Source organism: Mesorhizobium sp. M4A.F.Ca.ET.020.02.1.1 (genome assembly GCF_004022645.1).
GTDB lineage: Bacteria > Pseudomonadota > Alphaproteobacteria > Rhizobiales > Rhizobiaceae > Mesorhizobium.
Map to the genome: position 1 here is coordinate 1 of NZ_RZOI01000028.1, position 20116 is coordinate 20116.

Consider the following 20116-nt stretch of genomic DNA (forward strand, 5'->3'; position numbering starts at 1 on the left):
CGACCCGCCCGCATTGCGATGCCGTCGATCTCGAGCTCGATCACATCAGCGTCTCGAGCCGGCTCCCGCTTTCTTGGCTGTGGCCGATGCTTCGCCGCAGGCTTCGGAGGCGCTGCCGTCACCACCGCCGGCACGAACATGGATTCCGATATCGCTGCCTCCCCCATCGACCGGCGAGCAGCCCGACGCCAGGTGAACAATTGCTGCGGGGAAAGCCCACACCGGCGTGCCACAGCACAAACCGTCTCGCCCGCCTCGTAGCTCTCCGTCACTATCCGGGCCTTCTCCTCCGGCGGCACTCACGCCGCCGACCCGAACCAGTGAAGATCTCCAGCCGACGGACCGGCTCCTCGTCCTTGGACTTAAGCGTAAACTCTGAAATCGTCATATGTCGAAGCCCTCAAAGGCCTCGAACATCGTCCCTTACATCCACGCGCGAAAGGTGCCGCCGGGACAGCGCTCTGATGTCCGCTGTCAAGGTTTGGAACGTGGGGGTCCGGCCGATCGAGAGGTCGGCTGTTCATTCTGATGATCGCGCATGGGTGGAGGCGGAACTGAAGGACGTCGGTGATCAAGCTCTGATGCGCGGATTGGTTACCGCATTCCCGATTGTGCGTCCGGGGCTGTTCCTATCTTACTGCGGGCGTCGGTCGATTTGCCGGCCACAAAGCGTCTGACGGGCATTCCCCTGCCGTGGTCCCGCCCCCGCCCATGAGCGAAGGATGTGTGTCGCGTGCAGCGACTAGATTAGGTTGCGTGCGCCTCCCTGGCAACAGCCCACATGAAGCCTACCAGTTCGCGGGCTATCGCCGTGCAGACCACTGTCGTCTTCTTGCCTCGTCCGCTTAACATGCGATAGCGGGCCGTCAGTCGCGCCTGCGCCTTCCAGGCGATCTCTCTCACCCCTGGCGGCGCCTGCTCCAGACGATACAGCTTCTTCGTGCCGACTTTCGGCGCATGCCTATAGGTCCATGCGCTTTCGACCAGCATATGACGAACGCGGCCATTCCCTGCCTTGGTGATACTGCCCCGTCTGACTGTCTCTCCGGTCGACCGCTCACCAGGAACAAGGCCGAGATAGCCCATGAGCTGGCGCGGGCTTTCGAAACGGCGCACGTCGCCAATCTCGGTAGCAAACGTCACGGCAACGATCAGATCCACACCACGTAATGTCTGCAGCGCCCGCACGATCGGCGCCAGCGACCAGGCTGGAACGAACTCCTCGATCACACGCTCAAGCCGCTCGGCCCGCTCTTTCGAGATGCGAACCGCCTCGACCATCTCCTGGAGCGCGATCTGATGTGCGGGATGATCGAACTGCTCCGCCTGCAGCCAGCAGAGATAGCGCATCGTCCAGCCCTTTTTGCGCGGAAAGATACGTCCGTGCTTGAGCATGAAGGCGCTCACATGCTGCCGGTGGACCCGAAGTGTCTCAACTGCGGCCGCCCGGGCGCGGACGAGATCCCGCATGGCTTCGTGGTCTTCATCGGAGACCCATACCGCCGTCAGTTCGCCAGCGCGCAGCAACCTGGCCAATCCGAGGGCATCCCGGCGGTTTGTCTTCACCCGATCGCTGGGCTTCCTCGGAATGAGCGACGGAGCGACTACGGTGCATTCGTGACCCAGCGAACGGATCAGCCGATAGAAACCATAGCCGGTCGGGCCGGCCTCGTAGCAGAAATGGACTCGATCGAACCTGGTGGCAATCCGCTGGATAACTCGGCGCATGCTCTCATCCGAGGCGTCGACCTCGCCGAAGAAGCGAACTTCTCACTCTCGCCCGGCATCCGCAACCGCGATGGCGTTCCTCAGCTTTGCGACATCGATTCCGACAAATGCTTCCCTATAATCTGCCACGGCTCGTCCTCCTGTGATGAGGATCGGCTCGGCCCGCCCGAGCAACCCTCGGACGCGCAGTGTAGGGCGAGCCACCTCACCGGCAGAAGCGGTGACATACGGTCTTACCTACGAGATTGACCGTTACATCCTGCAAAAAACGAAGAGGAGGGAAGGTCGATCCGCGAGTTGCAGTGGCCATCGTGATGCAGGAAACCACTCCTATCTGCGGGGCGAAAGAGGGATTTATGCAGATGAGGCTGAAATACGCAGCAACCAACCAGCAATTACTGAATATAATAGAATAAACCAAATCCTGGGAGGAGATGGACGCGTCGCAAGTTTTATGGGCGTCAAGACGATGCCGTGAGAGTGCCGCGCATCTGGATTTATGAGTCAAATGCGCAATAGCAGCTTAGGTTCGCTTGCGCCTTGGCGATCCGTAAGCCCGGCAAGCCGGACTTCACAAAAGAGGAGGAACAATCGTGACACGAAATGCTAAATCGCTTGACGCTCTGCGTGCCGCCCTCACGCCTGTCGAAAACCATTTGATTGACGGCTACGTGGATGGCCGCGTGAGTCGGCGTGAGTTCTTGCGGCACGGCAGCTTGCTTGGCCTATCGCTTCCATTTCTTGGGCAGGCTACACTGTCGGCTGGCTTTAGCACTGCGCCGTCAATAGCCAGGGCCGAAGTCAAACCCGGTGCGACAATTCGGGTCGCGACTGATATGCCGAAGACAGCGATCGATCCCGTTCAGATGGGCAGTGCTGGTGTGTTGCTGTTTCAGCAGGTTGGTGAATGGCTCTGCACTGTCGGCACGGATCTGGCGCTGAGACCCGGTCTCGCCACAGCTTGGAAACCCAATCAGGATGGTTCGATCTGGACTTTCACGCTGCGCAAGGGTGTCAAGTTCCATTCTGGCGGCGAGATGAAGGCCGATGACGTCGTCGCAACTTTCAATCGGCTGGCCGATCCGAAGAACGGCTCGAACGCCCTCGCTGTATTCCAGGGCGTCCTGCAGAACGGCGGCACCCGTAAGGTGGACGACTACACCGTAGAGTTCCATCTCGATGGTCCGAACGGCAACTTCCCGTATTTTGTATCGTCCGACAACTACAACTCCATCATCCTACCATCAAGCTATTCCGGGGATTACGAGAAGACATGGGATGGCACCGGCCCATTCAAGATTGATAAGTACACTCAGGGCGTCAGTGCGAATTTCGTGCGCAATGATAATTATTGGGGGCCGAAAGCGCTGCCGGCGAGGACAGAGTTCATCTTGTTCCAAGATATCCAGCCGCAAATCCTCGCGCTGCAGGCTGGACAGGTTGATATTATCCCAGTGGTTTCCGCGTTCTCCGGTGCGACACTGCTGACCGATCCGAGTATCGATATCCTCAGTTTCGCATCTGCTGCGCATGAGGCGGTCCAAATGCGTTGCGACATGGGTCCCTTCAAGGACCCGCGTATCCGCCAGGCAGTGGCGTTGTGTTTGGACCGTGATAAGCTCGTGAAAGGCCTTATGAAAGGCCGAGCGGTGGTCGGCAACGACAGCCCCTTCGCCCCGCTCTATCCCTCGACCGACCCGACGGTGCCGCAACGCAAGCAGGACATCCCCCGGGCCAGAGAACTGATGAAAGCGGCAGGAGTGGAGAAGGGCCTCCAGGTGACGCTGACCACCGAGCAGTTCGCCGAAATCCCGGCCTATGCCCAGCTCATCCAGAGTTGGGTAAAGGAGATCGGCATTGACCTCAATCTTAAGATCATGGACCAGAGCGCCTTTTACGGGGATGCCGTCCCCGGTAAATCCGACTGGTTCGACGCGCCGATCAAGATAGCTGACTACGGTCATCGTGGTGTGCCTAACGCCTATCTCCAATTTGTGACGAGCGACGCCGCCTGGAACGCGTCGTATTTCAAGAACCAGGAATATGACATGCTGGTCAAGAGCTACCTCGCCGCGTTCGAACTGGAGGCACAAAGGGCGGCTGCAGGCAAGATCCAGCGATTGCTGCTCGAAGAGACGCCGCAGATCTTCGGTTATTTCTACGACACCTTGACCGCGACAAAAAAGGGCGTAGCTGGCGTGCAGGCAACAAGCTTAAATCTGTTTCTGCAAACTGCCGGAAAGGCATAACTCCGCCTCTGTAGATCCGCGTGATGCTCTCTGCTGAAACGGATTCCTTGAGGCTTGCAGTGGCGGGCGGAACTGTGGAGGTCACCAGGACGGCCGGCGAGCAGCTCGACCTCGATGTGTAGCTCGCGGCGCTCGCTCTCGATTCGCCCAGCCCTATGCCGCGATCGACGTTGGGGCGCTCTGTCCGGTTCCGCGCAGGTGTCGCGCGACGGTGCCGGCCAGGCGAGGAACTGGTCAAAAGGAAAATCCTATGAAAGGCTTGCTTGCTCGCCGCTGTGCCTATTCCTTAATAACGCTCGTTGTGCTGAGTGTGCTCGTGTTTTTTCTGGGGCAGATTCTACCTGGCAATGTCGGCCGAACAATCCTAGGCCCCTTAGCCTCCCAGGAGGCAGTGGATGTGCTGAATCACGAGCTTGGCGTCGATCGACCGCTCTTAGTGCAGTACGGCTCCTGGATGTGGAATTTTCTTCAGGGCGATATGGGCCAGTCCTACCTCTATCGCGCCCCCGTCGCCCCTTTCGTAATTCAAGCGCTGGGCCATTCGCTCAAGCTTGCGGTGGTAGTCTTCCTGCTCGTGGTGCCACTCGGCATCTTGGGTGGTGTCGTGGCTGCCCTGAATGTGAACCGGCCTCTTGACCGCATCATCAGCCTCGGAGGCTTGTCGGCGACGGTGGTGCCCGAGTTCGTCAGCGGCATCGTGCTGATCCTGATCTTCGGCATCTGGCTGCGCTGGTTCCCGATCTCCGCTGCGTGGCCGGATGGCGCGGGACCCTTGATGCAGCTCTACCACTTGATCTTGCCCGCAATGCCGCTCGTGCTCGTCCTATTCGGCTATATTGCTCGCATGACACGGGCGGGCATGATCGAGGCACTCGACTCCGACTATACCCGCACTGCCGTCCTGAAAGGCCTGCATTGGCGCCAGGTCGTGTGGCGGCACGTGCTGAGGAATGCGCTGCTGCCGACGATAACGGTCATTGCCAGCCAGACGGGTTACCTTATAGGCGGCCTTGTGGTTGTGGAGACGTTGTTCCGCTACCAGGGGATTGGATCGCTGATCTTCAACGCGGCCAAGAGCAAGGATTTCCCGACGCTACAGGCGTGCGTGCTAATTGTCGGCATCACCTATGCCGTGGCGACATTGCTCGCCGATCTGCTCTATTCCCTCCTCAATCCGCGCATCCGGATGGAGGACGGCCAATGACTGATGTTGCCGCCGCTACGCCCAGGGGCCGGCCCCAAGAGGTCTTCGCAGCGCTGTCCCAATCGGGCTCCTTCCTGGCCGGGATGGCCGTCCTGCTTTTCTGGGTGTTCTGCGCTCTTCTCGGCCTACACGTCGTGCCTTACGACCCTCGGGCTGATGACATCCTGAACGCGCTCGGGCCGCCTTCGGCAGAACACTGGTTCGGGACCGATCAACTCGGCCGCGACGTCTTTTCCCGCGTCATCGTCGGCTCGCGCGACCTTCTCATCGTCGCGCCCCTCGCGACGATCCTGGCGACCGTCGTGGGCACCGTGCTCGGCCTTCTCATCGGCTACTTCCGAGGCATCGTAGATGACGTCATCTCGCGTCTGATCGAGGCCCAGATGGCGATCCCGGGGATCATCATCGCGCTCCTGGCGATTGTTGCGCTCGGCACGTCCGAGACGATGGTGATCATCGTCATCGGCCTGTCCTTCGGCCCAGTCATCGCCCGCACCGTCCGCTCTGCAGTATTGTCTGAGCGGGAGCTCGACTACGTCGCCGCCGCCAAGCTCCGCCGCGAGAATGCCATCCATATCATGTTCGTCGAAATCCTGCCAAATATACTCCCGCCCATCCTCGTTGAATCCTCAGTGCGCCTCGGTTATGCAATCTTCGCCGTCGCCAGCCTGAGCTTTATCGGCTTCGGCCTGCAGCCACCCTCGCCAGATTGGGGGCTGTCGATCGCGACTAACTACTCGATGATCAGCGGCGGGTATTGGTGGACGGTGGTGTTTGACGCCCTGGCGATCGCCAGCCTCGTGATCGGAGTTAATTTGACAGCCGATGGGTTGCACGGAGCGCTCGATGACTGAGCCGGCGCTATTCCTAGACCGACTCTCGGTCGCCTACCGCAGCGGCGGGCGCAACCGAGCGGTGCTGCGCGACGTAAGCTTGGAGATCGCCCGTGGCGAGGCATACGGGCTGGTTGGTGAGTCGGGCTGCGGCAAGTCCACCGTGGCGCTTACAGCGGTGCGCTATCTGCCGCGGAATGGGAGGATCACCGGCGGGTCGGTTATGCTCGACGGAACGGATGTGATGCGGCTTGGGCCCGAGCCGCTTAGGGAACTGCGGGCAAAAACGGTCTCGATGGTTTATCAAGACCCTGGCAAAGCGCTGAACCCTTCGCTGAAAGTCGGACGGCAGTTGGTTGAGGTGTTCGAAGTGATAAGCGTGCCGCCCGCCGAGCGCGAAGCTCGTGCGCTCGAGATGTTGAAAAAGGTGCGGATCGCCGATCCCGCCTCGGTCATGCAGCGCTTTCCCCATCAGCTTTCGGGCGGGATGCAGCAGCGGGTCGCGATCGCCATGGCACTGGCAAGCGATCCGACTATGCTGATCCTCGACGAGCCCACCACCGGCCTTGACGCCACAGTGGAGGCCGAGGTCCTCGAACTCATCAGCGATCTCCGGCGCGAGCTGGGCACCTCGATCCTGTTCATCAGTCACAACCTCGCCATTGTGGCTAAGATGTGCGACCGCGTCGGCGTCCTTTATGCGGGAACGCTGGTGGAAGAAGGGCCAGCGCGAGAGATCTTGATCTCACCGCGCCATCCCTACACTGTGGCGCTTCTGCGGTGCCTACCGCGGGGCGGGCAGCAAAAGGACCACGGACGGCTTGATACCATTCCGGGCTTCTTGCCCACTCCTGGCGCGCTGATGTCCGGTTGTCCCTTCGCCGAGCGCTGCGCGCTCGCCGATGACCAATGCCGAACGAAAATTCCGGAGCTGCGGGGTGTTGGCGGTCGGCTTGTGCGCTGCCATTACCCGGAACGGGCGGCTCACCTTCCGCGCAGCACGCCCGCCGACGTGGTGGTACAGAAGCCGGCAGCGGGGGCCGCGCCGGTACTCCGGGTTAGCAATCTCTCGAAGAGTTTCGGCCAGGGCAGCCATGCGATCCGTGCGGTAGCGGATGTCTCGCTCAGCCTGCAGCCGGGGGAAACACTCGGTCTGGTCGGCGAATCCGGCTCCGGAAAGACCACGTTGGCTCGAATGCTTCTGGGGCTGGTACCACCCGATCCTGGCGGGGTCATCGAGCTTGACGGCAAGCCCATTGCTGCCAGTCTCGACCGGCGCCGGGACGAAGAGGTGAAAGCGGTACAAATTATTTTCCAAAACCCGGATTCGGCGTTGAACCGCTCCCATTCCGTCGCCCGCATCATTGGCCGCGCTTTGCGCAAGCTTGGGGGCTTTCGTGGCCCCGAGCTGTCAGGCCGTCTCAACGCCCTCATAGCGGCGGTCCGCCTAACTCCTAAGCATTTAGCTCTGCGTCCGCGCCAGCTTTCCGGCGGGCTCAAGCAGCGCGTTGCGATCGCGCGAAGCTTCGCCGGCGACCCTCGCGTCGTGGTCTGCGATGAACCCACCTCGTCGCTCGACGTTTCGGTTCAGGCCGCGATCCTGAATCTTCTCGCCGAGCTTCAGGCCGCTCAAGCTGTCAGCTACGTCTTCATCTCTCACGATCTTGGCGTCGTGCGCTATCTCTCCGATCGGATTGCCGTGCTTTACCTTGGGCGAATCATGGAGGTGGGGCCATCGGAGCGCGTATTCGAAGGACCAAACCACCCCTACACCGAGGCGCTCCTTTCCGCGGTCCCCAACCTCGACGGCAACCAGAACTCCCGCATTCGGCTTTCCGGGGAAATTCCGTCTGCGGCCAATCCGCCTCCCGGGTGCGTCTTCCAAAACCGATGCCCACGCAAGCTTGGCGCGGTCTGCGAGACAACCGAGCCGCCGCTGACTGAAGCGGAACCCGGTCATATCATCCGTTGCCATATTCGGGCAGAAGAGCTCGAGTGCTTGCAACGGAAATCAAAGCCAATGCGAACTCACGTTAAACCTTTGTCTGGACCCGCTCAAATCGATTTAGCGGCGACCATGCCAGCCATCGATCTGAGCTGATTGGCCAAGGAATAACTGAGATGAGATTGAGTGAATACGTCGAGCATGACGCGACCGGTTTGGCGTCTCTCGTGAGAGCGGGCGAAGTGACGCCCTTGGAATTGACGCGCCTGGCCCGCGAGGCGCACGATGAGGTCAACCAGCGCATCAATGCGGTCATCGAATTCTATGAGGATGCTGAGACTGTTGCGGGTGCGGACGGGGGGCTCTTTGATGGCGTGCCCTTCCTTCGCAAGGACTTGGGAGCGACTGAAGCTGGCCGCCTTCAGGAAATGGGAAGCCGACTATGCAGGGCTTATCGGCCTGAGACGGAGAGCTACTTCTTTCGTCGGGCGCGGGCCGCCGGTCTCCGAACGCTAGGAAGAACAACAACCACGGAGTTCGGCGAATCTGGAATGAGCGAGTCTATCCTCAATGGTGTCACCGGCAATCCATGGGATCTCGAGCGCTCCGCAGGCGGCTCATCCTCCGGCGCAGCAGCGGCGGTGGCTGCGGGTATTACTCCTATAGCGCATGGGGGCGACGGTGGCGGATCAATTCGCATTCCTGCGGCGTGGTGTGGTCTTGTCGGATTGAATCCCTCGCGCGGGCGCGTTTCGGGCGGCCCGAACAATCAGGATAGCTCATTTGGCTTTTCGCGCCAGTTCGTTCTGTGCCGAACCGTGCGCGACATGGCGGCTGCTTTAGATGTCTTTGCCGGCCCTCATCCCGGCGATCCCTTCATTATCGTCCAGCCGACCCGACCCTATGTCGAGGAACTTTCGCAGCCCACCGGCACTCTCAGGGTGGGGGTTGCGATGACTGCATGGGGAGCGGCCAAGGTCGAGCCAGAGATATTACAGGCGGTCGAGAGCACGGCTGCGCTTCTCGATGAGATTGGGCATTCGGTGACGGACATTCCGCCACCATACGAGTCCGCCGAGTTTTTTAGAATAGTTCTGGATCCTGCCAGAGGGAGGCTCAGCGTCGCTTGGCTTGAAAAGTTTGCCCGAGCCATGGGGCGGCAAATTGATTCGAACACCTTAGAGCCGTTTAGTCTCAAGGCTTATGAACATGACCGGAAGTCTCAAGCGGGTTCTTTGGGAGACATGCTTGAAGCATTGCGGAGTTTTCGATTCCGCGTGGGCGAAGCGATCCATCCCTTTGACATTCTCCTGACTCCCACGATGCCAACAGTGGCACTGCCGCATGATAGCATTTATCGCCCCACCAGCCCGACGCTCTCCATAGAACAATTCACAGAGTGCTGTGACGCGCTTTATCCGTACCTGCACGTCTTCAATGCCACCGGACATCCATCGGTGTCGCTGCCTTTGGCACAGAGTGCCAGCGGGCTGCCAATCGGCCTTCAACTCGTGGGCCGCTTTGGCGATGAGGCCACGTTGGTCCGTATCGCACGCGATCTGGAGGAAGCCAGACCTTGGTATGAGCGGCGGCCAAGTGTCAGAGCAGGCGCGACCTGAAGCCGTCGCTTGAGGGCCATTGGCGCTGAATATTGAGCAATCCTGGCGTGCAATACTCTTGACCGTCTTGCGAGTTGCACGGGAGTCTTTGCAGTATCGCGCAGTCCCAGTTCGTCACCGGTGGTCACGCGAATTCAGCGTGCCATCGGCGACATCAGGAAACCGTCCTCAGAATATAATGAACTACGCAACCGTGCACCTTGCTCGGCAGTATAGTGCATGTGATACTCGCGTTTCACTGCGAGCGGCAAGTTATAGCCAAATTTCGAGGCGACATGGTCCGACCAGGGCCTAACGACGCGACCACAACTGACCGCGCTCTGATCGGGCCGCTACGAGTGTTCACACGCCATTGCAGCTCAAGAAAACCAGCCTTTTCACCGACACTGACGTGCGCGCGCGCTTTCGTGATGAATTGATAGAAATCGACGAAGGCACGCCGCAATTGCAGCTGTCGCGAAGCAGTGAAACACGCTTCTGCAATCGGTGCCATCGTTCCATTAATCGCTCGAGGATTTTCCCATGACCATTCAACGCATCAAGTCAGGCGCCGCAGTCGTCCATAGCGACACCGCCTGTCTCGCTGGCCAGGTCACCAGGAATACAGCTGGCGGGAGCGTCGCCGAGCAGACCAAAGACATACGATCGATCATAGATACACTGCTGGCGGAGGCCGGCACCGATAAGACCAAGCTGCTCATGCCAAATATTTGGCTGACGGCCATTTCCACGTTCGCGGAGCTGAATGCGGCTTGGGATGCTTGGGTTGCTGCAGGGCAAGCACCCGCCCGTGCCACGGTCGAAGCCAAGCTTGCCGAGACGAGTATAAGGTTGAAATCGCAGTTCTCGCCGCGAAGTACGTCACCTCCTACAGGGTTTCGCTGCAAGCAGGACACCTGCACATTCCACGCCCACCTCGCCGGCAAGCTGCGCAGCTTGCAAATTACGCACCCATTCGCTCAGGACGGGTTAGTGTGGCCAAACAGAAAAATTCGGGAGGACGCAATCTGTGCTACAGCCGCCGTTTGCGCGGGGCAGCGAGCAGCGAAATTGCGTACTGGACGACGGTTAGCAGATGACGCTGATACCGCAAGTTGCGGCTCTCCGATTGGGCGGAAAGGGTCAATGAGGGTTTGAGCTGTTCAGTCCGTGCGGGCAATCATGTTTATCACAGTTGGCCCGCCTAACGCCGATCATCGTTGAGCTAAACAAACACGCATATCGAAAAGGACTCAGTTGTGGAAAGCAAGGGACCGATTGTTGTTATAAGCCATGCGTCGGCAAAGACTTATGCCGAACTCATTAAAGGCCGTTTTCCGGACCTGCGCGTTGTGCAAGCGCCAGACGCCTCCAGCCTCGAGAAACATATTGGCGAGGCGGAAGTACTGCTCACATTCCGGTTTCCGGTCGAGGTATTCGACAGGGCTTCGAAGCTTCGCTGGATCCAATTCACCGGCGCGGGTGTCGACTCCCTGTTTTCTATCCGAGATCGTATTAGCCACATCACTGTAACCAACGCTCGCGGTATCCATGGCGAGGTTATCACAGACTATGTCATGGCCGCGGTGACCATGCTGCACTGGAATTTCCGCAGCCTGTTGGGTGACCAGGTCAATAAGCGCTGGAATCCACGAACCGTTTCGCCCCTTGCGGAGAAAACAATAGGCGTGGTCGGCTTAGGGTCCATCGGCGCAGTAATCGCCCGCCGAGCCAAGAGCGCTGGCATGACAGTTCTTGGCTCGAAGCGAGATGTTACTGTGAACGCCGATGGCGTGGACGAACTGTTCGGGCGTGATGCTATGGCCGACATGTTGCCACGTTGCGACTTCGTCGTTCTTGCCCTGCCTGCAACGTCCGAAACTGTAGGCTTCTTTGGACCCGACGAGATTGCCTGCATGCGCCCTGACGCATACCTCATTAACATCGCGAGAGGCAGCGTTGTTGTCGAAGCGGAGTTGATTAAAGCATTGCAGACAGGGGCCATTGCAGGCGCTATGCTTGACGTCTTCGAGCAGGAGCCGCTGCCTCCAACAAATCCGCTCTGGACGATGCCGAACGTGATGGTCACACCTCATATGGCGGGCAATCCGGCTAATTACGAGAGGCGGGCATTCTCGGTATTTGCGGAGAACCTGACGCGGCTACTGGAGGGCCATGAATTGAAGAATATCGTTGATCTCGAACGCGGATATTAAGGTCAACCCGCGCCCTGGCCTAGCAGGCCGTTGAAAAAGCGCCTGCCGCGGCGTTGGGAGCGTGATTCACTAGCTCCAACGAGGTTCGGAGGGGCAAGCTTGCGCGGCGGTGACAACCGGAGTGGTGAGCTTTTCAGCTACGTTGACCTTGAGGCGCGGGTTCGGCGCGATCATCGGTTGCGCGCCATCCGGGTTATCGTGAATGAGGGGCTGGCTGCTTTGGAGCACGACTTCGTGGCGCTGTATTCGCCGATCGGGCGGCCGTCGATCCCGCGGAGAAGCTACTGCGGCGATGTTGCTGCAGGCGTTCTACTCGACCCGCTCGGAGCGGCTGCTGATGGAGCGTCTGGAGTATGATCTTCTCTTCCGCTGGTTCGCGGGCATCGGCCTTGATGACGCGGCGTGGGACCATTCGGTGTTCTCGAAGAATCGCGATCGGCTGCTGGCGGGCGACATCGCGGCGAAGTTCCTGGCTGCGGTACTGGCGCAGCCCAAAGTTAAGGAAGCTTCTGTCGACGGATCACTTCTCGGTGATGGCACGCTGGTCGAGGCTTGGGCCTCCATGAAGGGTGTCAAGCCGAAGGATGGCTCGGGCGAGCCGCGGGCCGAAGGCGGCGTGCGCAATGCCGAAGCGATCTTCCACGGCCAGAAGCGGTCGAACCCGCGCATCCGGATCGGTGGTCGAGGTCTCTACCGCAAGGGGCAAGGCAAGGAGACGAAGCTGTGCTTCATCGGGCACGGGCTCATGGAGAACCGCCAAGGCCCGCTCGTCGATGCCTGCCTGACGCTGGCGGACGGACATGCCGAACGGGTGGCGGGGCTGCACCTGATCGAACCTCGTGCCGACCGGCCGCAGGCGATAACGCTCGGCGCCGACAAGGCCTACGACAGCGAGGACTTCGTCGACGAGTTGCGCTCGATGTACGTGACGCCGCATGTGGCGCAGAACCCCAGAGGCCGCAGTTCGGCGATTCTCGGCCGCACGACGCGACACAGCGGCTATGCCGTCAGCCAGCGTACCGGGAAGCGCATCGAGGAGGCGTTCGGGCGGATCAAGGCGGTCGCCGGGCAGAAGAAAACTAGGTTCCGCGGCCGCGATCGCGTCGGATGGGCCTTCACCTTCGCGGCGGCCGACTACAATCTGGTGCGGCTGCCCAAGCTCTTGGCGGTGTCGACATGAGTGCGCCTGCAGCCCGCCAGTTGACCGGCCGCTGGCGCATAGTCGAGGCCGATTTGCGGACCGCGGCTACCTCAGACTCGCGCCGTCCGCCATCTTAAAGGCCGAACGTCGTCATTCTTCAACAGCCTGCTAGGTCTCGAGCTTCACCCAAGTCACCATCGGAGTCGCCAGGACTCAAGGTCGGGTTTCTTGGATGCCACGGCGTAGCGACTGCCCCTTTCATTCCACCATCGAAAATTGAATAAGATAGTCATAAAAGTGAAGCCTCAGGGGCGCGTTAAAAACAATGCATGACTGCAAACCGCACTCCAGGGCGATGAACCGATGGCTGAAGTCTCTTGAGGTGGAAGTTCCCCCGCGTGTAAGTCGAGGACACGCTCGTCCAGTTGCTTGTTTGCGGTCGTGAGGCGATGATTGACTTGACCGGATCGACATGGTTGACGATAGGCTTCAATGTAAATAGTCCTGCAGTATTGATTGAGATCGACACAGCGCTGGCGCGCATTTTCGTGAACCGTGCACGGATCATTTGCACCGTTCTCGCAGTCATCGACCTGTACTCACTCATCCGAAGTTCGCCCGTCGAGCTTCCGGTCGTGTATGAAAGCTATCGGCGTGCCAGCCGATCGCGCTGCGAAGGAAATTGTTGCCCAAGGCAATGAATGCGGCCCGCTCGCGATTGTCTTTGCCGTAGCTGTGCCCGCCCGCGCTGGGCTCGTAGAAGTAAGCGGGATAGCCAAGAGCCTGCAGCTTTGCGGCCATCTTGCGCGCATGGCCCGGGTGGACGCGGTCGTCACGCTTCGTAGTGGCGAGCAGGATGGGTGGATAGGGCTGTCCCGGCGTCGCGCCGTGATAGGCGGAGGTTTCCTTCAGGAAAGCCCAATCGTCAGCTTTGTCGGGATCGCCATATTCGTCGATCCAGCTCGTGCCCGCCAGGAGCTTGGTGTAACGGCGCATGTCGATAAGCGGAACTGTGCAGAACAGCGCGCCGAAACGCTCAGGATAGCGGGTGAGCATGTTGGCAATCAGCAGGCCGCCATTTGAGCCGCCCTCGGCGGCAATCCGCCTCGGCACCGTGATGCCTCTTTGCACGAGGTCGGCGGCAACGGCAGCGAAATCGTCATGGGAAAGACGCTTGCCCTCCCTACGTCCGGCATCATGCCAGCGGGTGCCGAACTCGCCGCCCCCACGGATGTTCTCACACACGTGCCGCCGCGCTCGAGCCACAGCTTGCCGAGCGGGGAGTTGTAGTAGGGCAGGAGCGATTTGCCGAACCCGCCGTAGCCGGAAAGGTGAACCGGGGCATCTCCATTCCCGTTCGCCGGACCGACCTGCGTATACGGGATCATCTCACCATCAATCGAGGCTGCCCCGTGGCGCGTGACCACCAGTCCAGATGCGTCGAAATTCTCCGGGCTGCGCTTCAGGATTGCTGAAGCGCTGAGAGGCGGCGCGGCATTGAGATCGAATAGCAAGAGCTGCGGCGGCGTGATCGGATCCTGAGCACAGACCAGGACCTCTCCATTGGTCTCGTGATCTGCCGCATCAAGTGACGAGAGGTGAACAGTCCCTTGCGCCGGCACGGTGTCCAGGGCTCGGCGTGTCCATTCCTGCGGGCCTGGCGTGAACACCTCGAATCTCGGAACGAGGTTCGCCAGGTAGGCGATAATGAGTTTCCCGTCATTCCAGAAGATTGACTGCAGATAGCGCCTCTCGGCTGGTTCAAACAGGGTGCTAAAACGGCGCTCGCCGGCCAGGAATGAGGAAAGCGAGATGCCGATCAGCGCGTCGGCGCAATAGGTCGTCCCGGCAACCGTCCATGCTCTGCGCGGCTTTACCGCCAGCCAATCGCCGAAGGTAGCCCACCTAGCATCCTTAGGAAGGTCGATCTCAATCTTTGGCCCGCTCCTATCACCAATGCGGACTATCTTCTCGAGCCAGGCCAGTTGCTCGACGAACCACAGGCGCTCGCTCTTGGCGGTACGGTCCAGATGGCCAGACACACCGAGGGTTTCGGAACCGGTCTCGAAGATTACTGGCGCCGCGAGGGGATCCGCGCCACGCTTCCACAGTCGCACGGTGCGCGCGTAACCGGAGCGGTGGCCATGCCATGACCAAGCGCACTGGAAAGCAGAAGCGTGTCAGGGCCAGCCAATTAACGTAGCCTTTGGCCTCGGGGAGATTGAAACCGTCGGCGACAAAGCTCAGGGAGCTCAGGTCGAATTCGCGATGCACGACCGCGTCGCTGCCGCCGCGTGGCAGGCGCAGAACGGCTCTTTCCCGTCTCTCCGGCTCGACGGACGCGCCGTCCCAGATCCAATCCTCTCCGTCGCTAGCCGCGAGAGCATCTAGATCGAGCAGTAGCTCCCATTGGGGATCCGCCTTCATGTAGGCGGCAAGGGTGGTCCGGCGCCACAGTCCGCGTGGATTTCCGGCATCTCGCCAATAATTGTAGAGGTACTGACCACGGCGCGCGATCAGGGGAAGGTTGTCGCGATTGTCGAAAATGGCTGTCAGAGCCGCCCGGTCGCGCTCGAACTGCGTTCCACCGAAGTGCTTCAGGGTCTTTGCCGACTGGCCGGCGGCCCAGGCAAGTGCCCGCTCGCCCTCTACATCTTCAAGCCAGAGATAGGGATCGTCGTCGGGAGCATCCAGCGTTGGACGGACATCAAATGCGTTCATGTCCGGACAGCCTTCAGAAAGAAGGGATAGAGGCTTCCGTCGGCTCGGGAACGCTCAGTGTTGGTAGCGGCGCCCACATGTTCGAAAAGCGTGATCATTGATGAGTTCTTCCAGTCGGTGCGGCATCGCAGGGCTTTTGCGCATAGGATCGCAACCGTCGTGCCAACTGGGAAAATCGTTTCGGAACAATGCGATCGCTCTGGAAGCGTTGTGTCACATGTCCGACATCGTCGAGAATCCGACAACGAGTGCTCCTCCTAATCACCGGATCAACCTCCGGCGCCAGCCGGTGACACCGTGCAGAACTCGAGCAGTGAAGCTCATTGGTGAACTTGGTTGACGCCCAACATCTTCGCTCTGGAGCGCTTCACGCACCCGGATTCATGGCAGACACCATGAGGCGATCGATGCGGTTAGCGACCAAGCTGGCTGCGCCTGTGGGTTTCAGCCGCCAGCTGGAAGCAGCGGAGTTCTGAGGAGATGCGACGAGCGCCCCCAAAGCTCGCGAAGCGCATTGAAATACGTGAGCACTGTCAGATACGGATCGGCGGGATCTTCCCCTTCTTGCGTCGGGCTGGAAGTCAGTGCCTGCGCGCCTGCCAGCAGGGTCTGCATGCTCCGAAGAAAGAGGAGTTTAGGCCCGCGATCCTGACTCGCCACACCGACGTAGAGGCGGGCTGGCTCTCGTGTCGATGGCACAGTCCTGGCGAAGAAGCTGTCGGTACGGTGGATGCCGGGTGGCGGAAATACGGCCGTCTCCGAACGATCGAACAAGGCTGCGATCTGTTTCTCCGCCCTTCGGACGGTCGCGGTCGAAGCGACGATTTTGGACGAATGAGTCCATGAAGACCCGGCCGCGACGACAGCAGGTCGATCGCTGTTTCGTAGAGTGCGGCCACCGTTCCAAGCGGGCCAGAGATCAGGTGCAGTTCGTCCTGGATGACAAGATCCGGCGGATCGAGCCGATGCCCGTTTCCGAAGGGGCGACCTTCGCCTGGCTCATACGCGCCGAAGAACCCCGTGTCCGGATCATACCGGTCTACGTGTCCAAAGAATGCGCCGCTCTTGCCAATCCATGGAAGGGAGGCAAATTTGTCCACCGTGGCGATGAGAAATGCGGGAAGACGGCGGTAAATTGGCTCGTCCACCACGAGCACCGGCAGGTGTCGATCCCGCGTGAAGTCGCATTCGGCGTTCTCGCATTTGAGCACTAGATTCTGCGGAGCCGTCCTGTTGGGCGTGAAGTGGAAGCTCTCTGGCTTGAAGGGCTCACCACACCACGGACATGCCTTCAGTGGCACCGGGGATTTCGTCTTAGGTCTGCTCTGGTACCGCTTCAGCCAGGTCGTCGCGGCGTCCTTGTCGGAAGAATTTCGCGGCTGGATTGTTCGGTGGGGCTGCGCCGCCTACCCAGAGTCCAATCTCGATCGGCCATTCGCCAAGCGTCTTCCGGCCATTGTCATCATGGGTCCGCAGGAATTCGAGCGCGCAGACGAGACCAGCGGCGTGAGCAGGCGTAACGTGTAGCGCATGATGACGCTGATGCCCGCACCCAGCACGCCAGATCCGCGGAGCCGCCTCAGCACAATCGCATAGGCGGCAAGTCCAAGATACGCTCTTGCCGCCGCCGGTCGGAAAAAAAGCAGGTCGACGATCTCGCGCTCACCACTGTTTCGGTCGGTCACGCCAACGAGATTGAGGAGGACGAAGGCTAGCTGGAACGGCCGCCATGTTGGCGGGTCTACATCGCCCGGCAGCTTCTTCTGGATCACTGCCTCGCGCCGGCGGTTGGCCATCGCCATCGCCGTATTCATCAGGCCGAATGCTTCACGCGCCACCGTATCACGCTTAAGGAGATCTATCCCATCGCGAATCCTGCTGCCGGCGGTGTCAACATTTTCCAGAAGTGCCTGGCCCGTTTTTAGCCGTCTCGGCGCAAGCCCTGTCATCATTCCTTCCTGACCCCGCCGCCACTCGGCGTAAAGTTCAGGCAGTGAATCCAAGGCTGCACTGACCGCTTCGGCTCCGGAAACGGCAACCCGAGCGAGAGCCTCCATGCCGAACTCGACGCCATCGCTCCTTGCCGGGACGACACGCTCCACCTCCTGCTGCGGAAGGAAATCGGTCCAAACACGCGTCACGGGGAGCGGATCGTTCGTCGCGTCACGCCGTTCTTGCCAGCCTGCAGATGTGTTGCGACCAACGGCATATTCGCGGACATCGCGATAATGGAGATCGCCCAGCCTAAGTTCGAAATCATTCGGACTGGTAGGTGGACAGGTCGCTGCGCGGATAAAATCCATCCGCACATTCGAGCTCGATCCGGGTCTGGAACGCGTAGGCCACGTCCTGTACGGAGCCTTTGTGCTCCGTCGACGATTTACCAAGAAGACGGTGATGACGCGCAGACGCTCTTCAGCCCCTTCCGGAGTCTTTTGACGGAGCACACGGTGTGAACGGCGACTTCGATGCCGCCGCCCGGCCTGTGAGGCGCAGCGCTTTCCGGCAGCGGGATCCCGGACTGGTTCCGAGTGACGTCGAGGACGATCGCGGCTTCGCCGGAAACCCGAACCCAACGGAGGCTCTCGGGCTTTTCTGGCTTTGGCTTGCCCTTTCCCGACACTTCGGGAATGAGGAGCGCATCGGGCAATGGGGGCTCCGTCTTATAGTTCCCCCATGTTGCGCGCAGCGTGACTTGACTCACCGTTTCCGGAAGAACCACCGTCAACCCTATCGACGACGGAAGAAACCTGTCCCGCGGTGGTTGGTCAGTCGAATCCTTCTCATCGACCTCCTCCTCGACAGCGGAGTCCAGCGTCTCACTGGCGAGAAGGTCGTCGGCGGTTTCTTCGATGGTTTCCTCGCCGTCAGGTATCACAGGCGCAACACCGTCGTAGGCGGGAACGATAAAGCCCCCGACGTACCAGCGATTGCTTCTTGGTCAGGACTTCGCGTGCGAGATCCTGATCAAGGTCAGGATTCGGGCCGACTAGGTCGGATATATCGCGATTTGGACCAGCGAAGCCCCAGTGAGGATCGTGGCTGGCCGTTGATCGGAAACGAATCGGAGGCACCTTCAGGTAACGCACGATGAAGTTCACCATTTCCGTTTCTGATGCAGCTCGTCACACTATTACGCTTGCCACACTGGAAGCCTATGTTCTCGGAGATGGTCGTCCGCGCCGAACAAAGCTGGAAACGCTGGGGTATCTTTGGGGCTTCAGTCGCGAGGACTCGAAAGGAACGACCCATTTCCATGTCGATCTTATGAGTCTCAGCATTTCAGCCAAGCGATCACGGAACAGCGTGAAGCCCAACGATCAGGCTGTCCGCCTGAAGAGCGAACTGATGGATCGATGGGCACCACACTTGACGCTCATCGGTGATTTCCACAGTCATCCCTATGAAAATCTTGCCGAGGTACGGGACAGTAGTGGATTCGAGTTTTCGGATGCTGACGAAGCATCATTTCTAGACGACGACTTCCTGTGGGAGCGGGCTAACGACCAGCCAATCATGCTGGCAATGACAATCTGCAAGCTGGCGCGGGTCCATGAAAAGCATGCCGCTGAGACCATACGCTCGAACATTGCGCATTTCGACGTGGGTGAATTTCGGTTCTGGTTGAATGCTGCTGTTGGATTCCTAGACGCCTCCGGGTCCAGACGCTGCACTGGGAATCGTCCTTCAAACGTGAAACTCAGAATTGATTCTCGCTTCTACAATTACTCAAGAGACAGGCTCGTCGTTGCTACCGCGCATTGATTTCCTCGCCTTCTCCCATGGGAGCTTAAGTTTCGTGCGGAAAAACGATTATCAAGAACTCGCCGACGTAAGTGCGGAAATTGGCACGTACAGGCAGGCCTTACGGTTGGAATGATAATGACACCTAGAGCTCATCTTATGACTTGCGAGTCGGTTTCCGATGTAACTACGCGAAATATCAATCGTCACAGCTATGTCCCTGTGGTTCATGACGGTGGTTTCGGGGGACTATTCTTTGCAGAACGCTTCTTCGACGCGACACCGCCGAGTGGAAAAATCTCTGAGCGTGTTTCCGCTCCAGAAGAGACGTTGGTTGGAGCCGACGCAAGCATTTCTAGACTTCATCCGAGACGCCGACCAAAGGCCGTGTCGGCTAGGGTCAGGACTTCGGTAACGGGGCCGTCCTCGTCAAGGCAAATTTGATGCAAGAAGGGATCGCCCATCCGGGTGTGCGGAGAGCGTGATTGCATTTTGGTTGTGCTATATGCCTGCTTTCCTGCCGTATGAGGTTCTGCCCGGGTTCATGCTTCGGTCCGTGGTCGGCGCGGCGGCCGCCAACATGATGCTTGTCCAATATGGTTCCGATGCACCCATCTCATTGGCGTGCTCGCCCGGCGGGGCGGCATCAGTCCAGACCGCGGCGTCATCGGGACCACGTCCCGGGTCGGGGACCTCGCAGGTCTGCGCTCAGGCAGACATCAACACGGAGATTAGCT

The 20116-nt window shown here is 59.8% G+C and carries 11 protein-coding genes and 4 pseudogenes; 10 read left to right on the forward strand and 5 right to left on the reverse strand.

Annotated features, from left to right (window positions below):
- Nucleotides 1-747: 747 nt before the first annotated feature.
- Nucleotides 748-1857 (reverse strand): annotated as a pseudogene (locus EN742_RS03855) (IS110 family transposase).
- Nucleotides 1858-2321: 464 nt separating this feature from the next.
- On the opposite strand from EN742_RS03855, the gene EN742_RS03860 reads away from it, so the two are divergent.
- The 8 genes and pseudogenes from EN742_RS03860 to EN742_RS03895 all read left to right on the forward strand — a co-directional run bounded on the left by EN742_RS03860 (nucleotide 2322) and on the right by EN742_RS03895 (nucleotide 12953).
- Entirely contained in the window at nucleotides 2322-3977 is a 1656-nt protein-coding gene (locus EN742_RS03860; RefSeq protein WP_128332455.1) for an ABC transporter substrate-binding protein, read from the forward strand.
- Nucleotides 3978-4227: 250 nt separating this feature from the next.
- On the forward strand, nucleotides 4228-5181 hold the full coding sequence (locus EN742_RS03865) for an ABC transporter permease (protein ID WP_128332456.1): 954 nt from the start codon (nucleotides 4228-4230) through the stop codon (nucleotides 5179-5181).
- Nucleotides 5178-6035, forward strand: coding sequence for an ABC transporter permease (locus EN742_RS03870; RefSeq protein WP_128332457.1), 858 nt, complete (start codon nucleotides 5178-5180; stop codon nucleotides 6033-6035). Before EN742_RS03865 ends, EN742_RS03870 begins: the two co-directional genes overlap by 4 nt.
- On the forward strand, nucleotides 6028-8115 hold the full coding sequence (locus tag EN742_RS03875) for an ABC transporter ATP-binding protein (RefSeq protein ID WP_128332458.1): 2088 nt from the start codon (nucleotides 6028-6030) through the stop codon (nucleotides 8113-8115). The genes EN742_RS03870 and EN742_RS03875 overlap by 8 nt, the downstream gene beginning before the upstream one ends.
- Before the next feature lie 20 nt (nucleotides 8116-8135).
- The gene (locus EN742_RS03880) at nucleotides 8136-9578 is read left to right on the forward strand and encodes an amidase (protein WP_128332459.1); all 1443 of its coding nucleotides are present in this window, start codon (nucleotides 8136-8138) and stop codon (nucleotides 9576-9578) included.
- A 522-nt stretch (nucleotides 9579-10100) separates the two neighbouring features.
- Nucleotides 10101-10432: pseudogene (locus EN742_RS39125) on the forward strand (RidA family protein); the annotation flags it as partial.
- Nucleotides 10433-10816: 384 nt separating this feature from the next.
- Nucleotides 10817-11773 carry a D-2-hydroxyacid dehydrogenase gene (locus EN742_RS03890; protein ID WP_128332460.1) on the forward strand — a complete coding sequence of 319 codons (957 nt, stop codon included), beginning with the start codon at nucleotides 10817-10819 and terminating at the stop codon, nucleotides 11771-11773.
- A 99-nt stretch (nucleotides 11774-11872) separates the two neighbouring features.
- Nucleotides 11873-12953, forward strand: a pseudogene (locus tag EN742_RS03895) (IS5 family transposase).
- A gap of 564 nt (nucleotides 12954-13517) precedes the next feature.
- Here EN742_RS03895 and EN742_RS03900 read toward each other — a convergent pair.
- Nucleotides 13518-15635, reverse strand: a pseudogene (locus EN742_RS03900) (prolyl oligopeptidase family serine peptidase).
- A 444-nt stretch (nucleotides 15636-16079) separates the two neighbouring features.
- The gene (locus EN742_RS37860; protein ID WP_189375166.1) at nucleotides 16080-16250 is read right to left on the reverse strand and encodes a hypothetical protein; all 171 of its coding nucleotides are present in this window, start codon (nucleotides 16248-16250) and stop codon (nucleotides 16080-16082) included.
- Nucleotides 16251-16477: 227 nt separating this feature from the next.
- On the opposite strand from EN742_RS37860, the gene EN742_RS03905 reads away from it, so the two are divergent.
- Nucleotides 16478-16849 (forward strand): hypothetical protein, encoded by a 372-nt coding sequence (locus EN742_RS03905; protein ID WP_128332461.1) that lies wholly within the window; start codon nucleotides 16478-16480, stop codon nucleotides 16847-16849.
- Between the two features lie 192 nt (nucleotides 16850-17041).
- Here EN742_RS03905 and EN742_RS03910 read toward each other — a convergent pair whose 3' ends face one another.
- Both EN742_RS03910 and EN742_RS03915 read right to left on the reverse strand, forming a co-directional pair.
- The gene (locus tag EN742_RS03910; RefSeq protein ID WP_128332462.1) at nucleotides 17042-17938 is read right to left on the reverse strand and encodes a hypothetical protein; all 897 of its coding nucleotides are present in this window, start codon (nucleotides 17936-17938) and stop codon (nucleotides 17042-17044) included.
- A 77-nt stretch (nucleotides 17939-18015) separates the two neighbouring features.
- Nucleotides 18016-18513, reverse strand: a complete 498-nt coding sequence (locus EN742_RS03915; protein WP_128332463.1) for a hypothetical protein — start codon at nucleotides 18511-18513, stop codon at nucleotides 18016-18018.
- 212 nt (nucleotides 18514-18725) lie between these two features.
- Between EN742_RS03915 and EN742_RS03920 the strand changes: the two genes are divergently transcribed.
- A complete protein-coding gene (locus EN742_RS03920) occupies nucleotides 18726-19400 on the forward strand; it encodes a hypothetical protein (protein ID WP_128332464.1) in 675 nt (224 codons plus the stop codon).
- Nucleotides 19401-20116: the final 716 nt, after the last annotated feature.

What these genes read in the sequence shown, in the direction of transcription:
- EN742_RS03865 (WP_128332456.1), top strand. Translation starts at nt 4,228, where the DNA reads ATGAAAGGCTTGCTTGCTCGCCGCTGTGCCTATTCCTTAATAACGCTC.
- EN742_RS03870 (WP_128332457.1), top strand. Translation starts at nt 5,178, where the DNA reads ATGACTGATGTTGCCGCCGCTACGCCCAGGGGCCGGCCCCAAGAGGTC.
- EN742_RS03875 (WP_128332458.1), top strand. Translation starts at nt 6,028, where the DNA reads ATGACTGAGCCGGCGCTATTCCTAGACCGACTCTCGGTCGCCTACCGC.
- EN742_RS03880 (WP_128332459.1), top strand. Translation starts at nt 8,136, where the DNA reads ATGAGATTGAGTGAATACGTCGAGCATGACGCGACCGGTTTGGCGTCT.
- EN742_RS37860 (WP_189375166.1), bottom strand. Translation starts at nt 16,250, where the DNA reads ATGCAGACCCTGCTGGCAGGCGCGCAGGCACTGACTTCCAGCCCGACG.
- EN742_RS03905 (WP_128332461.1), top strand. Translation starts at nt 16,478, where the DNA reads ATGAAGACCCGGCCGCGACGACAGCAGGTCGATCGCTGTTTCGTAGAG.
- EN742_RS03910 (WP_128332462.1), bottom strand. Translation starts at nt 17,938, where the DNA reads ATGGATTTTATCCGCGCAGCGACCTGTCCACCTACCAGTCCGAATGAT.
- EN742_RS03920 (WP_128332464.1), top strand. Translation starts at nt 18,726, where the DNA reads ATGAAGTTCACCATTTCCGTTTCTGATGCAGCTCGTCACACTATTACG.